Genomic DNA, 17496 nt, shown 5'->3' with positions numbered 1-17496 from the left:
ACTGAGCGAGGACTGACATGACCAAAACCGCAATGTCGGCCAGCGACAAGCAAAAGCTTGTCCAGCAGGCCATGGGCGTTTTCACTGCAACGCAGAAGCGCCATTCCAACATCAACCGTCTTACGGGCAAGTTCCCGAAGATCGATGCTGCCGCCAGCTCGATTGCCAATCAGACGAGCAATACCATGCCCATCGTCCAGACCATGGACCTGGGCAAGGGCAAGGGCGACGAGCTGAAGTTCAACTTCGTCAACCCGGTTGGCGGCATCCCCATCATGGGCGGCGAGTACGCTGCCGGTCGCGGCGAGGGCGTGAGCCTGTCCGAAGACCGTCTGCGCGTGAACCAGGCCCGCTTCCCGCTGGACCTGGGCGGCGTGATGGACGAGGTGCGCAGCCCCGTCGATATCTACCGCCTGGCCAAGCCTTTGCTGCAAAGCGCCATGGACAACTACGAGGACCAGTTGTCGCTGGTGCACATGGCAGGAGCGCGCGGCTTCGAAGACAACATCACCTGGCGCATCCCCCTCGCGGCGGATCCTCGCTTCAACAAGGTGGTGGTCAACCGCGTGAAGGCTCCGACCAAGAACCGCCATTTCATCGTGGACGGGGATTCGGTCCAGCGCTTCAAGGTGAATGCCGGCGAGGTGGACCTGACCACGGCCGACATCATGAAGATGTCCAACGTGGACGCCATCCGCAGCTTCATCGGCCAGATGGTGCTCCCGCCGCCCCCCGTGGAGTTCAATGGCGACGAGATGGCCAAGGACAGCCCGTTCCGGGTGCTGCTGGTGTCGGATGCCCAGTACGAGAAGTTCTCCACCGACCCGAACTTCCGGAATTACCAAGCCCAGGCCCTGGCCCGCGCGCGCAATGCCAAGGACCACCCGCTGTTCCGCAATCCCGAGGTGGCCCTGTGGGGCGGCGTGCTGATCGTGAAGATGCCCAAGCCGATCCGCTTCTTTGCTGGTGATCAGATCAAGTACTGCACCGAGTTCGACAGCGAGACCGAGGCCGGCGTGATCGTGCCCCAGTCCTTCGGCGAAACCTTCGCTGTGGACCGCGCCATTCTGCTGGGCGGCCAGGCCCTGGCCAAGGGCTACGCCAAGAGCCGCCACAACGGCCTGCCGTACTTCTGGAAGGAGCAGGACGACGACTTCGAGGACAAGCTCGAATCGCTGATCGGCGGCATTCTGGGCGCCTCCAAGATCCGCTTCGCCGTGGATATGGGTGATCGGGTCGAGTTCACCGACCACGGCGCCACCGTGATCGACACCGTGGTGCCGATCTTCGGCCGCCGCCTGTAAGGCCTGGGGCAGGGGGCGCGGCCCCCTGTCTCGCTTCTGAACTTCCAAAGGAGCCAATCATGGCAAAGATCAAAATCCTGGGCGCCGACCGCAATCAGTTCGGCGGCGCCCGTCCCTATGGCAATGTGACCACCATCCGCAGCGTGCTGGAAACGGGCGCCACGGGCATCCCGGTGCGTTCCAACGCCGTCGCGGCGCTGGCCGTCAATGATGTCGTGCAGATCAACACGCTGCAGCCGGGCTTCCTGGTCGAGGCGGTGTCGCTGATCGTGTCCAACGGCTTCGGCACGGGCGTCACGGCCTCGCTGGGCTTTGAATACACCGACGGCGTGGACCGGCCCGAGCTGCCCCAGGCCTCCAACTACTTCGGCGCGGGCATCGACCTGGCAACCGTGGCGAACCTGCGCCTGAACCTGACCAAGAAGCTGGCCAAGTTCCCCGCCGCCGTGACGCTGCTGCTGACCATCACCGGCGCGGCCGTGGCCGAGGCAGGCTACCTGGATCTCATCGTCCACGGCGAAGGCCTGGGCGCGGACTGACCCCGCCGCGCGGCCAAAAGGGGCGGTGACGCCTCTTTCCGCGCTGGCATGAACCGCAGAGGCTCATGATGAATCAAGAAACCAATGTCGCGGTCCAGTACATCGGGCGCCGCCCCTCGTACATCGACCGCCTGTATGGCACCGGCCTCTCGTTCGAATTCGAGCAGGTGCGCGGCCTTCCTGCATCCATCGCCAAGAACTTCCTGCGCCATGGCGACCTGTTCCAGCGCGCAGCGGTGGTCGAGGAGGCCGGCGCGGGCCAGGATGGTCAGCAGGCCCCCAGCATGCCCCCGGACGATACGGCTGCTCAGCTTGCCGAGGCACAGCGCCTGCAGGATGAGCAGCGCGCCAAGGACGTGCGTCGCCAGGAGCTGCTGGACCAGGTCTCGAACATGGACAAGGAAGGGCTGCAGGTGTTCGCCAAGGACACCTACAACCAGGTGGTGCCCAAGACCATGACCCTGGAGAACATGCGCGCCAAGGTGTTCGCCTTCATTGACGAGTACGGCGCGGTATGAACGTTCAGCAGCTGGTGGAACAGTTCCGGGTGGACTCCCTTGACCGGGAGCAACCCTATCTCTGGGGCGAACCCGAGGTGCTGGCCTGGCTCAATGAGGCACAGGCCGAAGCCGCAGTGCGTGGCCGCCTGCTGCTGGACGATTCCACGCCTGCCGTGTGCGAAATCGCTGTCGCGGCCGGGGTGGTCAGCTACCAGCTGCATCCAAAGGTCTACGAAATATCGCATCTGCGGTTCGTGAGCGCGGCCACATCGCACGCGTGCGGGCTGGACCTCGTGTCGCGCGAATTTCTGGATGCCAAACATCCGCACTGGCGCGATCACGGGCCGGGCGAGCCTCGCTTCGCCATCCAGACCGAGACGCGGCTGCGCCTGGTGCCTGCGCCGCGCGAGGCGGGGACGCTGCGGCTGGAGGCCTATCGGCTACCGCTCAAGCAATTGACCCACTGCAACGAAAAACCCGAGATACATGAGGCTCACCACGCCTACCTCGTGCACTGGGCGCTGCATCGCGCTTTCGGTCTGCCGGACTCCGATGGCTTCGATCCCTCCCGCTCCGGCACTGCGCTGGGTGAGTTTGAAGCCTACTTCGGCGCCCGCCCCGACGCCGATCTGCGCCGTGCGACCCGTCACGACGAGCCCCAGGTGACCGTGGTCCATACCCTGTGAGAGCAGGAGGAGAAGAGCATGCGAGGATTCGATCCCGAGAAAATGAAGCAGGCCAGGGCTGAAGCGCTGGCCAACCAGCCCCGCCTGGGGTTCCGGCCGCGCGGCAGCGAGCAGGAGCGGGGCCAGCCAGGGCCTGGCCTGGGCTTCGGCCCCACATCGGTGCTGGAAGCGCAGAGAGCTCAGGCACAGAACCAAGCTCCCGATTCCATCCCCGGCATGTTCAAGCCTGGGGAGTTCGTGCTGCCACCCGATACCGTGCACGCCATGGGCGGCGCGGGCGCGCTGCAGGCCGCCGTCGATGCCACCCACACACCAGCACCCGAACAGGCATTCGTGCCGCGCGGCTTCAAGCCCAAGGTGTTCTTCGCCAACGGTGGCCGGCCAGAGGACCAGATCCCCTTGGGCGGCTACCCCAAGGCGCCGACACCAGATGGCTCGCAGTCCAATCCCATGAACACCGAGCTGGGCCGCAATGTGTCGAACCTGGCCAATGCTGTGCCTGGTGCGCTGGGTGGTAGCGCCCGTGCCATCGCGCGAACTGGCGGGGCCATCAGCGGCGCGCTCAACTCCGGCCTCAATGCCCCGCGCGCGCTTGCCGGTGGTGCCGGGATCGCTGGTGGTGGTGCCGCGGCTTCGACACCCGCTGCAGCCTCAACAGGTGTGAATCCCACGCCATCCACAGCTCCAGCAGCCACGGCCACCTCGCCGCAGGCCACGCCATCCGCCGGCAGCACCATGGGCCCGCCCAGCTCGGCGGCGCCACAGGAAGTCCAGCCCGGGATCTTCCGCCAGGGCAACAGCTTCTCCGACAGCGCACAGGGCGCGGCCCTGGGCAGCGAGCCGCGCGGCTTGCCCTCTCGGCAAAACGACCTGGCCGCTCAGAACCTAGCCGACCAATCGACAGCCCGCGGCTTCACCCCCGGCCAGCGCACCGAGGTCGAGCAGCCGCGCCTGGGCTTTCCGGGCTTTCGCACGCCCACCATCGCCCACTCGGGCAACGACTGGCAATCCCGCAACGACCTGCGCAATGCCGAGGTGTCTGCCAGCTCCATCACCAACACGCGGCGCTTCGGCGGGCGTGGGGCTGAAAATAGCCCGGACATGCAGCGGTACCGCGCCATGCTGGGTACCGACGCGGTTTTGCGCCAGGCGCAGCCAGGTCTGGAAGCCGAGACCATGCGCCAGAACGCAGGCCTCATGCGCGAAGACATGCAGCAAGCCGGCGGACTTCAGCGCGAGGCCATGCAGCAGGCCGGGGAAACAGGGCGCACGGGCATGCGCGTGGGCATTGAGCAGCAGCGCCTGCAGGGAGAGGCAGAAGCGCGCGGCTTCAAGACCCGGGCCCAGCGCCAGGAAGAGCAGCTGCGCAATACGCTCCTTGATCCCAATGCCACGCCCCAGCAGAAGCAGCAGGCTCAGCAGGCCATGCGCGCGATTCGGGGCGATGCAGATCCGTCGCCGTGGGCTCTGCAGGTCACGCCCGCCACAAAGAACGCCGACGGCTCTACAACCGAGGGAAGTGTCATCCGCTACAACAAGTCCACGGGGGATGTGCAGAGGGTGGATGGGGGTAACACGGCCCAGCCCTCTGCAAATCACATCGCCGCATTGCGTGCGAACCCAGGACAAGCGGCCATGTTTGACGAGATCTATGGGAAGGGCGCGGCAGCTCGCGTCATCGCACCGCGTTGACGGCCTATTTCTGTAGAAGCTCTCTACCGTAGTTGGGGTCAGCGAACGGATTGCTTCCGCTGGGCGGGGCCTTCATGGTCCCGCGCTCCCAGTCATTGGCCTTGAATTCGCTCATCGTGCGTATCACCGTGTCGGTGGAGCCCTTGGTGATCGCGTTCTCCCGGCCCTTGTCCTGCGTCACCCACGCCCAGAAGTCCTTGCGCGCGAACAGCGCATCCGCATCTGGGTGCGCTGTGTAGATCTTCCGGTAGTGGGTCTCCAGCTTCAGCAGTTCGGCATCCGTCTTCACCAGCGGGTGCTGCGCGCGAATCTCCGCAGACAGCGGATACCGCTCGCACATGTCCGTCGGTCCAGCGCTCGGCGTGTACAGGCAACCGCACGCGCGCATGATCATCCCTGCCGCCGGCTGCCAGGATGTGTCCCGCGCCTTGTCCAGTGTGCACTGCTCTGGAGACTTCGGGCCCAGCAGCCCACGCCCTGAGCCGCGGCGCACCTCGAAGAACTTGTCAGGGTGCTGCTGGGCGCACAGGTTCAGCGCGGCAGCGTGGGCCGGCGCGTTCTTGACCCCAGGGAGCTTGTCTAGCAGGCAGGTGGCGTAGTCAGCGGCCACACTGCAAGTTGCCCATGTGGCTATCAGCAGAACGAATTGGTATCTGAGGAATTTCCTCATGTGTTGCTCCCTCTGGGTTGTACCCGTCCCATGCAACACCGCCGGAGATGGACCAGTCCCTACATCTGTGTACGAATGATAGGTGAACGAACCGAAAACATTGTTCTACGGCTTGTTACATTCATTTGATAGGATACGCCCCAAATGGCAACGCTCAGTCTCGCACCAGAAGTCCTCCAGTGGGCGGCAGGGAACATAGGTTCCACTGTCGAGCAACTTGCTGCCCGTGTCGCAGGTCCCTCGAAGACTCAGCAAGTTATGGATGGCAAGCTCACCGCGAAGCAGGCAGAAAAATTTGCCTCCATTGCGCAGGTGCCTTTCGGCTTCCTTTTCTTACGCGAGCCGCCTAACATCCCCGATCCAGAAATACCCGACCTGCGGCAAGTGCCAGGCGCAAAGCGGCTCTCGCGAGCTTTTTTTGACACGTTGGCTGATGTAAAAAAGAAACAGGAATGGTATTCGGAATTTTTAAAAGATTGTGAAGCTGATCAACTTCCGTTTGTTGGAAGCTTTGACCAAAAAACCGCTTCTGCAAAAGCTGTTGCCGAGAGCATCTCTGCGACTCTTGGGTGCGATGTCGCGCTTAGAGTTAAATGTGATACTAAAGAACAGTATTACGCGGAGTTGGTTAAACGTGTAGAGGCAGCAGGCATACTGGTGTTCAAAAACGGCGTTGTGCAAAACAATGCTCATAAGCCACTTAATGTTGAAGAATTTCGCGGCTTTGCTTTGGTGGATAAATTCGCACCAGTCGTTTTTATTAATGGGAAAGATAGTGCGGCAGCGTGGATTTTTACTCTGCTGCATGAAATAGCGCACATTTGGCTTGGTGCAAGCGGTGTATCTGATGTGTCTGTCTCTGTACTTGGTAGGTTTGATGGACTAGAGCAGAAGTGCAATCAAGTTGCAGCTGAGGTGCTGACACCTGAAAATGAATTTTTGGATCAGTGGAACGTTTGGGGAGATCTTGCGTTGTACAGACTTCCAAATTATTTCAAGGTGAGTCGGTTGGTGATTGCGAAGAGGGCGATGGATCTTGATCTTATGGATAAGGAGTCGTATCTAAGTGTGCTGCACCAAACGAAAGCAAACGATGCAAAAGCTAATGCCGATGGCGGTGGCGATTATTACAAAACAGTTCTTGTAAGAAATAGCAAAAAGCTTACCAATGCCTTAGTTTCCGAGGCTTTTGCTGGTCGTGTGATGCTTAGGGATGCTGGCGCGTTGCTTAATATTTCTTCGAATGCAGTGGCCGAGCTTTACAGGAAAAGAGAGGTGTAGGTTTGGCAAAGTATCTTATTGACGCCAATGTGTTCATCCAAGCCAAGAACATGTACTATCGCTTCGATTTTTGCGGTGGATTTTGGGATTGGCTCAAAGTGGCGCACGACAACGGCATTGTCTACTCGATAAAAAAAGTTAAAGATGAACTAACTGCTCGGGAAGATAACTGCTGCGCCTGGGTCAAAACTTTGCCTGCCACGTTCTTTATTGACGACATGGCTGATGTTAAGGTAATGGCGGAGTATGGCTCAATAATGCAGTGGGCCAACGCCAGTAACTTTAAAGAGCACGCAAAAAAAGAATTTGCCAAGAATGAAGTGGCTGATGCTTTCTTAATTGCTGTGGCTAAAGCGTATAACTACACGGTGGTGACACAGGAGCTAAGCAACCCTGCGCAACGGCGTAAAATATTAATACCCGACGCAGCGGCGGCAAATAATGTGAAAACGATGTATGTCTATGACATGCTTTCGAAACACTCCGAGTCTACATTTCTACATCGAGAATTGGCAGGTGCGTGACGTTGTAGCGCGCTGTTTGATACCCTCGAAAGACTTCACGCCCTTTGTTGTAAAGAGCCCGCTTCGGCGGGCTTCGTCGCTTCTGGGCTACCACGTGACCTGCAGCGTCAGTGCGCCCAGTACCACACCCATCAGCCACGCCCAGGGTTCGCGCGATCCCGCCCCGGTGCTGACACTGGGGCATGGCACATCTCCCCATCCTCATCCTCTCCGGTGCGCTGCTCCTGGCGCTTGCCTTGGTCTGCGTAGCCCTGTGCGCGGCGCATCGTGCGAGGGCTGCGGCGCGGCGGGCTGAAGCGGGCGCGCGGCCCGCCGACGCCGACCTGGCCTATGTGCGCGACGTGCTACTGCTCGCGCGCCGCGAGTTCGACTTCCACGGCGGCTGCGTGGCCACCGACCGGCCAGACTTGCCGCTGGCACCCGACACCAGCTGGACCGTCGATTTCTCCAGGGCGCGCGCGGCTATCGACATCGCAATGGACTCGCTGGACCGCGCGGCGGCACCTTCGGGGGCAAATGCAGAAGGAAATGCCCATCTCCAGAGTGGGCCGCTGTCCTCCCGATCAAAATACGCCCCACCGCCCAGGGGCTGCTCTGCATCCGCCCCCGGCTAGGGTTCGACCGCCCCCGCACCTCTCCTTGAGAGTGGGGGGATGGCACAGAATCCGTTCACCGATCCCGACTACGGCGCCGAAGCGCCGAGCGCCAAGCCTCAGACCAAGAATCCGTTCGCGGATCCTGACTATGGCAAGGAGCCGCCAGGGCGCAGCGTCACCGACTACGCACGCGACGCGGCGGCCTGGGTTGCCAAGGGCGCTGTGGCCGTCCCTGAAGCTGCTGTCGGCCTGGCTGATATCGTCACCGGCGGGCGGGCGGGCAAGATTCTGGAGAACGAGGGTGGTGCAGTAGGCTTCCGGCCCAAGCAGGCGCGCGAGGCCATCAACGAATGGCACTCTGACGCCACCAAGGAAGCCCAGCGGAAATTCCAGGAAGCGGAGGGACTGGGCGGCAAGTTCAAGGCTGCGGTAGAAAACCCTTCCAACATCGTCGGCGCGGTCGTTGAATCGCTGCCGGCCATGGGTGCTGCTGGCGTGGTTTCGCGTGGGCTTACTGCTGCCACTCGGCTGGGTCAGGCGGGTCTGAAGGGGGCTGTAGCAGCGGGAGCACTGGGAGAGGGTGTCGTGGGCGCGGGCTCGGCTGCTGAGCAGATTCGCCAGGAGACGGCCGATGGACTGCTCTCGCCTGGGCAGGCTGCCGCAGCGGCAGCCACGGGCGCGGCTACGGCCGGCATTAGTTTTGGGGGCGGCAGAGTTGCGCAGCGTCTGGGCATCGGTGATGCCGAGACGATGCTGGCTCAGGGCAACAAGGGCATCGCCAAGCAGTTCGCCGATGACGCGGCCACAGCTGCGTCGAATCCACTGCTGCAGCATCGTGCGGTCAAGAGCATTCCGCGCCAGGTGATCGAAGGCGCCATCTCCGAAGGTTTCCTCGAGGAGCTGCCCCAGTCGGTGGCAGAGCAGATCTTCCAGAACCTGGCCCTGGGGAAGGACTGGTCTCAGGACGTGGACACGGCTGTGGTGCTGGGCACGCTGTCGGGCGCGACCATGGGCGGCGGCGCGGCGGGGTATCGGGCGATGCGCGAGCCACGGGTGCCTGCTGGTCAGCCGGGCGATGTTGCCGCCCAGCCCCCGGATGCCGGCGCAGAGCCTGCGGGCCTGCCCGATGTTGCAACCTACGGCCCGGCCATCGACCAGATGGTCCGGCCCGAGAGCCAGCAGCAATACCGTGATGCGCTGGCGCGCGCTCAGGACGAGAGCCTGCCTCCCGAGGACCGGAAGGCTGCGGCGGACTCGCTGCACCAGGCTTTCAGTCCGGATCTGTTCCAGCAGGTCAGCGAGAACCAGGCCGATGGCGAAGTGCCCGCCGGCTTGGCCAAGGTCCGCGACGAATTCATGCGCCAGTTGAGCGCCCAGCAAGAGCCCGTGATCGATGAAGCACGGCTGCGCGAGCAGGGCATCACGCCTGCGCCGCAACTCGATGCCGCTCGCATAGACGCTGCCATCGGCGAACTGCGCCCGTCCGAGGCCATGGGCCTGGACCCTGCGGCCGGCTCCCTTTCCGCGGCTGCTGCCATTGCCGTGGACTCCGGCGCGGCGGCTCAGGCCCAGCAGGCAAGTGCCATGGCCCAGGCCACTGAGGAAGCTGCACGCGCGCCAGCCAAGAAGAAGGCATCCGAGCGCCGGGTAACTGCAGACCCTGCCACCGGCGAGATCCAGGGCGGGGCCCTGGCCACCTGGACGGATGAGGACCTGTCGAATGCCTTCCGCTCAGCCCAGGCCAAGGAAGTCCGCATGCCGCTGGCCAACGAGCTGCAGCGGCGCCGCGCTGAGCGCGAGCAGCAGGCCCGTGCCACCGCGCCTGCGCCCACATCCACCACCCCCAAGCAAGGAAGCATCGATGGCACACAAGCCGATCAAGCCCAGCCGCCGCGCGCGGAATCTTCGCAGGCAGCAGGAGCGCAGGGAGCGCCGGTTGCAGGTCCTGCAGCTGCGCAGGGGCTGAGCAATGGCACCACCTCGTCTCAGCACGATGGCGCGCAAGCAGCTGCAGCGCCAGGCTCGCAGGCTCAAGCGCCAGTCCAAACCCCTGCCCAGCGCATCGACGCCGGGCGCGCGGCCTGGGCCAGCATGCCCACCGCGGAGCGCAAGGCACTGGCCAAGCGTGTGGGCGGTGTAAATGCTGCCATCAAAGGCAGTCTCCACGGCGCGCGCTGGGAGAACCTGAATGCGGAGCTGCAGCTCCGTCTTGCTGACGCCATGCAACCTCAAGGAGCAACCGATGATTCAACCGCACCTGCAGTACGGCTGGCAGATGAACGCCCAGCAGGCCCTGCGGCTGCTGCGGCGGCTGGGGGCGGTCAGCCGGCAGGACGCGCGGCAGATGCACAGCCTGCTGGGCCGCGAGGTGGCAGTGCCGGACAGCCTGCTGCCAGCGTGCAATCTGCTGTACCTGGCCGAAGTGGCGCCAGCGAACAGGCTGCCGCTGTAGCGCCTGCCGCTGCACCAGCGCCCACGGTGGGTCAGCAGCAGGCCGTGGCCATCGCCAAGGAAGGGAACGACGCGCGGCGCGCCCAGCTGCTGGCCGCCAGCGAGCGCTGGACCAGCATGCCGGCGGCCGAGCGCCAGGCTGTGGCGAAGACTGCCAAGGGCTTGAACGCTCTGGCGCGGGCATCCTCGCACACGCGCGCCTGGGCTGACCTGGCGCCCAAGGTTCGAGAGAAGCTGGCCGCCGCCATGCCCGATGCTGCTGCAGCACCTGCAGCACCTGCTGGCCGCGCGCCAGTACGTTCCGTGGAAGGCCGCGACCTGGGCGACGGCTGGGCCAAGTTCTCCCGCGACTCGGGCTCCATCGGCGTGCCGCGTGCGGAGATGCCGCAGATCCGGGCCGAGCATCGCGGCGCCATGGTCAACTTCATGAATGCCCGCGGCATTGCGCACCAGGAAGAGAGTGTGCCGGCCTCCAGCCTCAAGCCCACGCAGGCGGAATTCAGCCGCGAGCGCGTGGCACGGGCCAAAGGTTTCGAGGGTGGGAATCGGTCCATCTTGGTCTCGCGCGACGGGCATGTGCTCGACGGCCACCACCAGTGGCTGGCTGCGCGCGAAGCCGGCGAGGACGTGAAGGTGATCCGGCTGGATGCGCCCATCCGCGAACTGCTGGGCACCGCGCGCGAGTTCCCCAGCTCCACGACCAGCGAGGGTGCAGTCCAGGCTGCGGCTCCGGCCTCTGCTGCAGCAGCCAAGCCAAAGCCTCGCGGCGTCCTGGCCAAGAAGGCAGCCGCTGAGGAAGCGGCGCGCGCCGACTACTTCACCCCGGGCAACATCGTGAAGGGCTACGGGGATAGCCATGTCCGCGTGGTCTCGTACACGCCGGCCAACGCCGATGGCGTCTGGAGCGTGACGGTGCGCCAGGTGGAGAAGCAGGGCTCTGGCTGGGAGGATGTGCCGGGCGTGCGCGAGCGCACCCATGCCACGCCACCCAGCGCACGCGAATTGAAGGCCGGGCCGGCGGAGCGCACCGAGGAACTGCCGTTCCGGCGCGGCAAAGCCGATGGTCAGGGCCTGACCGATGACCAGATGGCCAACCTGCTGCGCATCATGCGGCCCGAGCCTGCGGCGTTTTCGGATGCGGCGCGGGCCCAGGCCGTGGGGCAGGTGCGTGAGACGGTGGACGCCATCCGCAAGGGCTGGAGCAACGGGCCGGAAGTCGTGGTGGCCTTCGACATGAACGACCCGGCCGTGCCCGAGGCAGCGCGGCGCGCGGATTTGCGCCAGCGCAGCGGCGGCGCCAGTGGCGCGCCCGAGGGCTTCTACTGGAAAGGCCGCGCCTACCTGCTGGCCAGCAAGCTGAACACGCCCACCGACGCGGCCCGCGTGCTGCACCACGAGGTGCTGGGCCACCACGGCCTGCGCGGCATGTTCGGGCCGGAACTGAACAAGATCCTCAACCAGGTGGCCACCATGCGCCATGCCGAAGTGGCGGCCAAGATCAAGGAATATGGGCTGCGCGGCGTCACGGATCTGAGCCGGCGCCACGCGGCCGAGGAAGTGCTGGCCGAGATGGCCGAGAAGACGCCGCAGCTGCATTTCGTGCGCCGGGCCGTGGCCGCCATCCGCAACTGGCTGCGGGCCAACGTGCCCGGGTTCAGGGGGCTGAAGCTCTCGGACGCCGACATCATCCAGGGCTACATCCTGCCGGCGCGCGAGTTTGTGGAGCGCGGGCAGCGCGCCGCGACCGATCGCATCGAACCGTCATTCAGCCGTGGCGTGGCCGAGATGTCGTTGGTGGACAAGGCTCGCGTGCTGCAGGGCGAGCCCGTGGCCGTGCTGCGCGGGGATGAGGCGCCCCAGGGCTATCCGCTGCTGCGTGCCTGGGCGGCCAAAATGTTCCGCGATGCTGGTGGCCAGGCCGTGAATCCCGAACTGGGTGCCGTGGTGCTGGATGAGCGTGCTGTCCGCGACAGCATGGCGCACGGTATGAATCCGTTCAAGGCAGCTGGCTTCGCAGCTGTGAAGGACGTATTGGAGAAGGGCGTGGTCGTGATGCAGGCCACGCAGAGCAACCAGGACAGCTTCTTTGTGAGCGCGCCGGTGCGTATCAAGGGGGCCGATGACATCTTGACAGTGCTGGTGCACCGCAACCCGGAGACGCAGCGCATGTACTTGCATAGCGTCATCACAAAAGAAAATCTCCTGAGGGCCAGGGATTCCGGGACCGATGCAGCTGTCGCGGCATCCGGGCACACCGGCAAGGTCACCTCAGGAGAAGTGGCCAGTGTACTGCGGGGCCTCCTGCAGATCAACACGCGGGAGGCCGCCGGCCGAGATGGTGGTGAAGACCTCATGTTCAGCCGCTCCCGGTTGGCCGAGATCAAGGACAGCGCTCTGGACCAGCTCCAGAAGACGATGTCCCACCCAGGCAAGGTCTCTGTTTGGGACAAGACCGTCGGCACCATGCGCCACTTGGCTGAGCGGGCGCCAGCCTTCAAGCCGGTCTACGAGACCGCCCAGCGCAACATCGATGACGTGTCCATGCTGGCAAACGACGCGGCCGACCGGGCGCCGCGCCTGCTCCCGCGCGTGGACACCATCAGCGACCTCGTGGGCAAGAATCGCAAGACCCCTGTCTCGGCGGCCGACAATAAGGCCGTGGCCAAGCCGCTTTTCGAGGGCACGCTGCTGTGGGGCCGGGATGTGGACGGCAAGGCCGTGCTGGTGGACGAGCTGGCCAAGAAGTACGGCAACCTGCCCGCCGACGACAAGGCCCAGCTGCTGCTGCGCGCCGGCCGCCTGGACGACCGCATGCTGCGCGACTGGCGCGGGTTGCCGCTGGCCCAGTACGAAGCGCTGGTGAATTCTCGCTTCGAAAGCAAGATGCTCAAGGCCGGAGCGGTCTGGACGGATGCCGAGTTGCAGACGATGTTCGGCGCCACGCCCAATCAGATTGCCCTGTACCGCGAAGCCCGCGCGGCCATCGACCGCTCCATCGACATGACGGCCCGCGCGGACATGATGCGCGCGCTGGGCGACGAGTACGCCGGGATGCGTGACATGGTGCTGGACGCACCCAAGCTGGCCGATGCCCTGGAGTTGCTGACCACCACGCTGCAGGAGGATGCCAAGGCCAAGCCTGACATGGCCGAACGGCTGCTGCAATTGAACAACATGGTGGTGGACCGGGCGGCCACGGCCAAGGATCTGCAGGACGGCGGGTATGCGCCGCTGTCGCGTTTCGGCCGGTACACGCTGGACGTGGTGGACCAGGAGGGCAACCGTCAGTACTTCGGCATGTACGAGACCATGAAGGACGCCAACCTGGCCAAGATCCAGATGGCCCAGGCCTTCCCTGGCGCAGTGATCACGCAGGGCACCATGAGCCAGCAGTCCTTCAAGCTGTTCGCGGGCATCACTCCCGAGACACTGGAGATCTTCAAGGACATGGTCGTGGGCAAGGAAGCCGACGCGGCCACGCGCAAGGTGTTCGATGAATACCTGAAGCTGACCAAGAACAACCACAGCGCGCTCAAGCGCCTGATCCAGCGCAAGGGCATCGAGGGCTACAGCCAAGACGTGGGCCGCGTGGTGGCCAACTTCATCTACAGCAATGCGCGCCAGGGCGCGGCGGGCCTGAATGCCGGCACCATGGACCGTGCGATCAACGACATCCCGAAGGAGCAGGGGGAGCTGAAGGACCTGGCCATGGGCCTGCGCAGCTACATCCGCGATCCCCAGGAAGAGGGCCAGGCCGTGCGCGGGATGCTGTTCGCGCAGTACCTGGGCGGCTCACTGGCTTCGGCCGTGGTCAACATGACCCAGCCCTTTGCCGTGACGCTGCCTTGGCTCAGCCAGTTCGGGGGCATGCGCGCGGCCAGCGGCCAAATGACACGGGCACTGAACGATATGCGTCGATCCTGGATGGACAAGAGCTTCCGCTATGAGACGGACTTGGCCCATGCCCTGCAAACTGCCGAAGACGACGGCGTGGTCTCGCCGCAGGAAGTGCACCAGCTCATGGCCCAGGCGCGCGGCGCGGGCGGCCTGCGCTCTGGCGACGGTACGCGGGCCGGCGATGCGCGCGCGGCGGCCGGCAATGCCTGGGAACGCGCCAAGGTGGCCTGGGGCCAGCCCTTCGCCCTGGCCGAGCAGTTCAACCGGCGCTCTACCTTCATCGCGGCCTTCCGCATCGCCAAGGCACAGGGCATGGATGATCCGGGCGCCTTCGCGCGCAAGGCCGTGCTGGAGACCCAGTTCGTCTATTCCAAGGCCAACAAGCCCCAGTGGGCACGCGGCGCCGTGGGCGGCACGCTGTTCGTCTTCAAGACCTATTCCGTCAGCTACCTGGAGCTGATGCAGCGGATGTGGAAGCAGGGCGGCCCGGAGGGCAAGCGCGCGGTGGGCTGGGCCCTTGCCATGCTGCTGCTGATGGGCGGCGCCGGCGGCGTGCCCTTCATGGAGGACGCCGAGGACCTTATCGACGGCGTGGGCCAGATGATGGGCTACAACCTCAGTTCCAAGCAGTGGCGCAAGGAGGCGCTGGCCAGCATCGTGGGCAAGGAGCTGACCGAGTTCCTTGAGCAGGGTGTCTCGGGCCTGCCAGGCGCGCCCATCGATGTTTCCGGGCGCCTGGGCATGGGCAACCTGCTGCCCGGCACCGGCCTGCTGCTGACCAAGCAAAGCCGGGAACGGGATCTGCTCGAGGTGGTGGGGCCGGCGGGCGATCTGGTGTCCCGCGGCTTCGCGGCAGGGCGCGAGTTGGTGGGTGGCGTGATGAACCTGGATCCGTCCGCAGCGGGCCGAGCCGCGCTGGAGGTGTCTCCCACGGCGGTGCGCAATGCGTTCAAGGGCGCGGACATGGCCGCCAGCGGCATGTACAAGGACACCAAGGGCTACAAGGTGATCGACACCACGCTGGCCGAGGCGGTGGCCAAGGCTGTCGGCTTTCAGCCCAAGAGCGTGGCTGAGATTCAGGAAGCCAACAGTTTCATGCAGCGTTCCAAGAGCTTCTACAGCCTGACCAGCAGCGAGATAAAGGCGCAGTGGGCGGATGCGCTGTTCCGCAAGGATGAGGGCGCCCTGGCGCGCGTGCGCGCACGGCTGGCCGATTGGAACCAGAACAATCCAGAGCAGCCCATCGTCGTCAAGATGCCCGACGTGTGGAAGAAGGTGCGCGAGATGGGCAAGGATCGGATCGACCGTATCGCGGACAACTCGCCAAAGGCGCTGCGACAGCAAATGCGGGAGATGGCTGCAGAGGCACGGTAATGAAACGGATGACCTTCCGCCGGAGCTGCCAGATGAAGCCCACGGCGCCGAGCCCGATGATGATCAGCCAGTAGGCCTCGATCATCGAGCGGCGCTCGGCGGGCGTGGTCAGCTTGAAGAAGAGGATGGCTGCGATCACGAGCAGCCAGAAGATGATGCCGGGCATAGACGCATGGTAGCCATGCCCTCAGCAGTCCAGCAAGTCCTAACCAAGCTATAACGGCGAATCCCTGCGCGCTGTTGCTTGTGTACTTTTATGCTCAATCACGCTCCAGTACATAAAGTCTATTTGATTGGAATGCGGAGCAGCGTCCGTTGGAGTTGCCTGGGGCTCCGCCTGGAACTATGCTCCAGCCATAAGTGTAGGCAGTGGAGCAAGCAAAGACACGTGTGCCAGATCGTTGCTGGCTCACGTCGCGGAATTTGTAGAGATATTTCCCTTGAGTGTGCGCGCATCTATCGCTTGGACCTGATGCTGAGTAGAGAACCCAACCTTGGTTGTAGTCGTTCGAGAAGCAACTTTCGCGAAGTTCACCCCCATCGAATACTTGAAACTCACGCCATGCAACCCAGGATGGAGAGTTGGTCGTCTCAACGACGATAAACCTTACTGGGGTCTCTATCATGTTGTTGAACTCAATCCATTTGTTGTCTTGGGTAAGCTTCGAAACTTCACCAAAGATGAACCAAGCTCCAGCTTCATTTCTCCCCCAAATCTTGTGAGTAGTGCCGCCAGCTGGGTTTTGCGAAGGTAGCATGCGGAGAGTTGAAAACATTCGATCTGATCCCAGATCAATATCGATCCATTGAGTTGCTGGTCCACCGGAATTCCATGCCGTGTTTGGATTTCCATCAGCGGCTTTGGTCATGTCTGCTAAATTGCCCGAGGCATTGGTTATTTGGATGGGTAGCAGGACCCCGGTGTACTGAGCAAAAGCGCTCGACGTTATCAGTGCAGCCGCCGAACCAATTGCCACCGCAGCCAACTTGAAATATTTCATTTGCAACTACTCCTCCAGTGTGTGAAGTCATGCATGCTAATATAGTTTTGCTCATGCATTTTTAGAATCCCCCTATTGGGTGGTGGATTCATCAAGGAAGCCTATTGCTTATTAAGCCAACTATTACGTTGCTAACTATTGGAGTAATGAAAATGTAATTGGTCGCACACTTTCGCGGAGCGCGTGCCCCGGCTAGGGTTCGACCTATGGATGCACGCCCGGGAAACTGCGGGCCATGCCATCCACCCCCAAGCCCATCGGCCCGTTCCCCCTCGGAATGGACAACCGCGCGCCCGACTTCAAGCTCGGGTTGCCCGAGGGCGCCGGCCACCTGCTGCGTGATGCGCTCAACGTCGATGTGACGGCCCAGGGCTCTCTCAAGACGCGGGCCGGGTATGCGCTGGCGGAGCAGGGCCTGGACTGCCATTCGGGCTGGTCGCCGCTCGATGGCTCGTATGGCCTGTACTGCGACAGCGGCGACATCTTCCGGATCGATGTGGATGCTGCTGGCGCCGCTGCGCGCACCCAGGTCGCCGCGGGATACGGCCGGGTCACGCCAGTCGTGTACTGCGAGGTCAACGAGGCCGTGTACTTCACCGACGGCATCCGCGTCGGCTCGTATCACCCCGTGCCCGGCCCGACCCCGCGCTGGCTCGATGCGCAGCCGCAGGTTGTGGGCGACGTGCAGTTCTCGGTCATGCCTGCAGGCAGCAGCGTCGCCTACCAGGGCGGCCGGCTGCTGGTGGCCGTGGGCTCGGCGCTGATCTACAGCGAGCCCTTTACCCCGGGCCTGCGCGACGAGTCGCGGGGCTTCGAGATTTTCCCGGCGCCCATCACCTGCATCGCGGCCGTGGAGGCTGGCGTGTTCGTGATGGCAGACAAGACCTATTTCCTGGCCGGCGGCCTGCCGGCGCAGTCCATGCGCGCGGTGTTGCCGTACGGCGCGCTGCAGCAGCAGGCCGGGTATCGGCTCGCGGCCAC

12 protein-coding genes are annotated in these 17496 nt (G+C 63.8%); 10 read left to right on the top strand and 2 right to left on the bottom strand.

What is annotated here, in order from left to right; translation table 11 throughout:
- Window positions 1-17: 17 nt before the first annotated feature.
- The 5 genes from DA1_RS21290 (at window position 18) to DA1_RS21270 (ending at window position 4721) form a co-directional block, all read left to right on the top strand.
- Complete coding sequence (locus tag DA1_RS21290; protein ID WP_034395119.1) at window positions 18-1304, top strand: phage capsid family protein; 1287 nt, start codon at window positions 18-20, stop codon at window positions 1302-1304.
- A gap of 59 nt (window positions 1305-1363) precedes the next feature.
- Window positions 1364-1843: a hypothetical protein gene (locus tag DA1_RS21285; protein WP_034395122.1), complete on the top strand. Its 480-nt coding sequence runs from the start codon at window positions 1364-1366 to the stop codon at window positions 1841-1843.
- A gap of 65 nt (window positions 1844-1908) precedes the next feature.
- On the top strand, window positions 1909-2361 hold the full coding sequence (locus DA1_RS21280) for a hypothetical protein (protein WP_034395125.1): 453 nt from the start codon (window positions 1909-1911) through the stop codon (window positions 2359-2361).
- Window positions 2358-3029, top strand: a complete 672-nt coding sequence (locus DA1_RS21275) for a phage adaptor protein (RefSeq protein WP_034395128.1) — start codon at window positions 2358-2360, stop codon at window positions 3027-3029. Before DA1_RS21280 ends, DA1_RS21275 begins: the two co-directional genes overlap by 4 nt.
- Before the next feature lie 18 nt (window positions 3030-3047).
- A complete protein-coding gene (locus DA1_RS21270) occupies window positions 3048-4721 on the top strand; it encodes a hypothetical protein (RefSeq protein ID WP_155294292.1) in 1674 nt (557 codons plus the stop codon).
- Between the two features lie 4 nt (window positions 4722-4725).
- On the opposite strand, the gene DA1_RS21265 is transcribed toward DA1_RS21270, so the two are convergent.
- Entirely contained in the window at window positions 4726-5391 is a 666-nt protein-coding gene (locus tag DA1_RS21265; protein WP_051941109.1) for a hypothetical protein, read from the bottom strand.
- A gap of 144 nt (window positions 5392-5535) precedes the next feature.
- Here DA1_RS21265 and DA1_RS29945 point away from each other — a divergent pair, with 144 nt between their 5' ends.
- The 4 genes from DA1_RS29945 to DA1_RS21250 all read left to right on the top strand — a co-directional run bounded on the left by DA1_RS29945 (window position 5536) and on the right by DA1_RS21250 (window position 15514).
- Complete coding sequence (locus tag DA1_RS29945) at window positions 5536-6672, top strand: ImmA/IrrE family metallo-endopeptidase (RefSeq protein ID WP_080736924.1); 1137 nt, start codon at window positions 5536-5538, stop codon at window positions 6670-6672.
- A 2-nt stretch (window positions 6673-6674) separates the two neighbouring features.
- Window positions 6675-7196 carry a DUF4411 family protein gene (locus DA1_RS29940; RefSeq protein WP_080736925.1) on the top strand — a complete coding sequence of 174 codons (522 nt, stop codon included), beginning with the start codon at window positions 6675-6677 and terminating at the stop codon, window positions 7194-7196.
- 182 nt (window positions 7197-7378) lie between these two features.
- Window positions 7379-7810, top strand: a complete 432-nt coding sequence (locus DA1_RS21255) for a hypothetical protein (RefSeq protein ID WP_034395131.1) — start codon at window positions 7379-7381, stop codon at window positions 7808-7810.
- Between the two features lie 39 nt (window positions 7811-7849).
- The gene (locus DA1_RS21250; protein WP_051940912.1) at window positions 7850-15514 is read left to right on the top strand and encodes a PLxRFG domain-containing protein; all 7665 of its coding nucleotides are present in this window, start codon (window positions 7850-7852) and stop codon (window positions 15512-15514) included.
- Between the two features lie 260 nt (window positions 15515-15774).
- On the opposite strand, the gene DA1_RS29935 is transcribed toward DA1_RS21250, so the two are convergent.
- Entirely contained in the window at window positions 15775-16515 is a 741-nt protein-coding gene (locus tag DA1_RS29935) for a discoidin domain-containing protein (RefSeq protein WP_080736926.1), read from the bottom strand.
- Between the two features lie 235 nt (window positions 16516-16750).
- On the opposite strand from DA1_RS29935, the gene DA1_RS21245 reads away from it, so the two are divergent.
- Window positions 16751-17496 (top strand): hypothetical protein (locus DA1_RS21245; RefSeq protein WP_062794159.1); only part of this gene is annotated, 746 nt, incomplete at its 3' end.

Source organism: Delftia acidovorans NBRC 14950, assembly GCF_001598795.1.
Classification (GTDB): Bacteria; Pseudomonadota; Gammaproteobacteria; order Burkholderiales; family Burkholderiaceae_C; genus Comamonas; species Comamonas acidovorans.
This window is presented reverse-complemented; position numbering and strand designations above follow the sequence as displayed.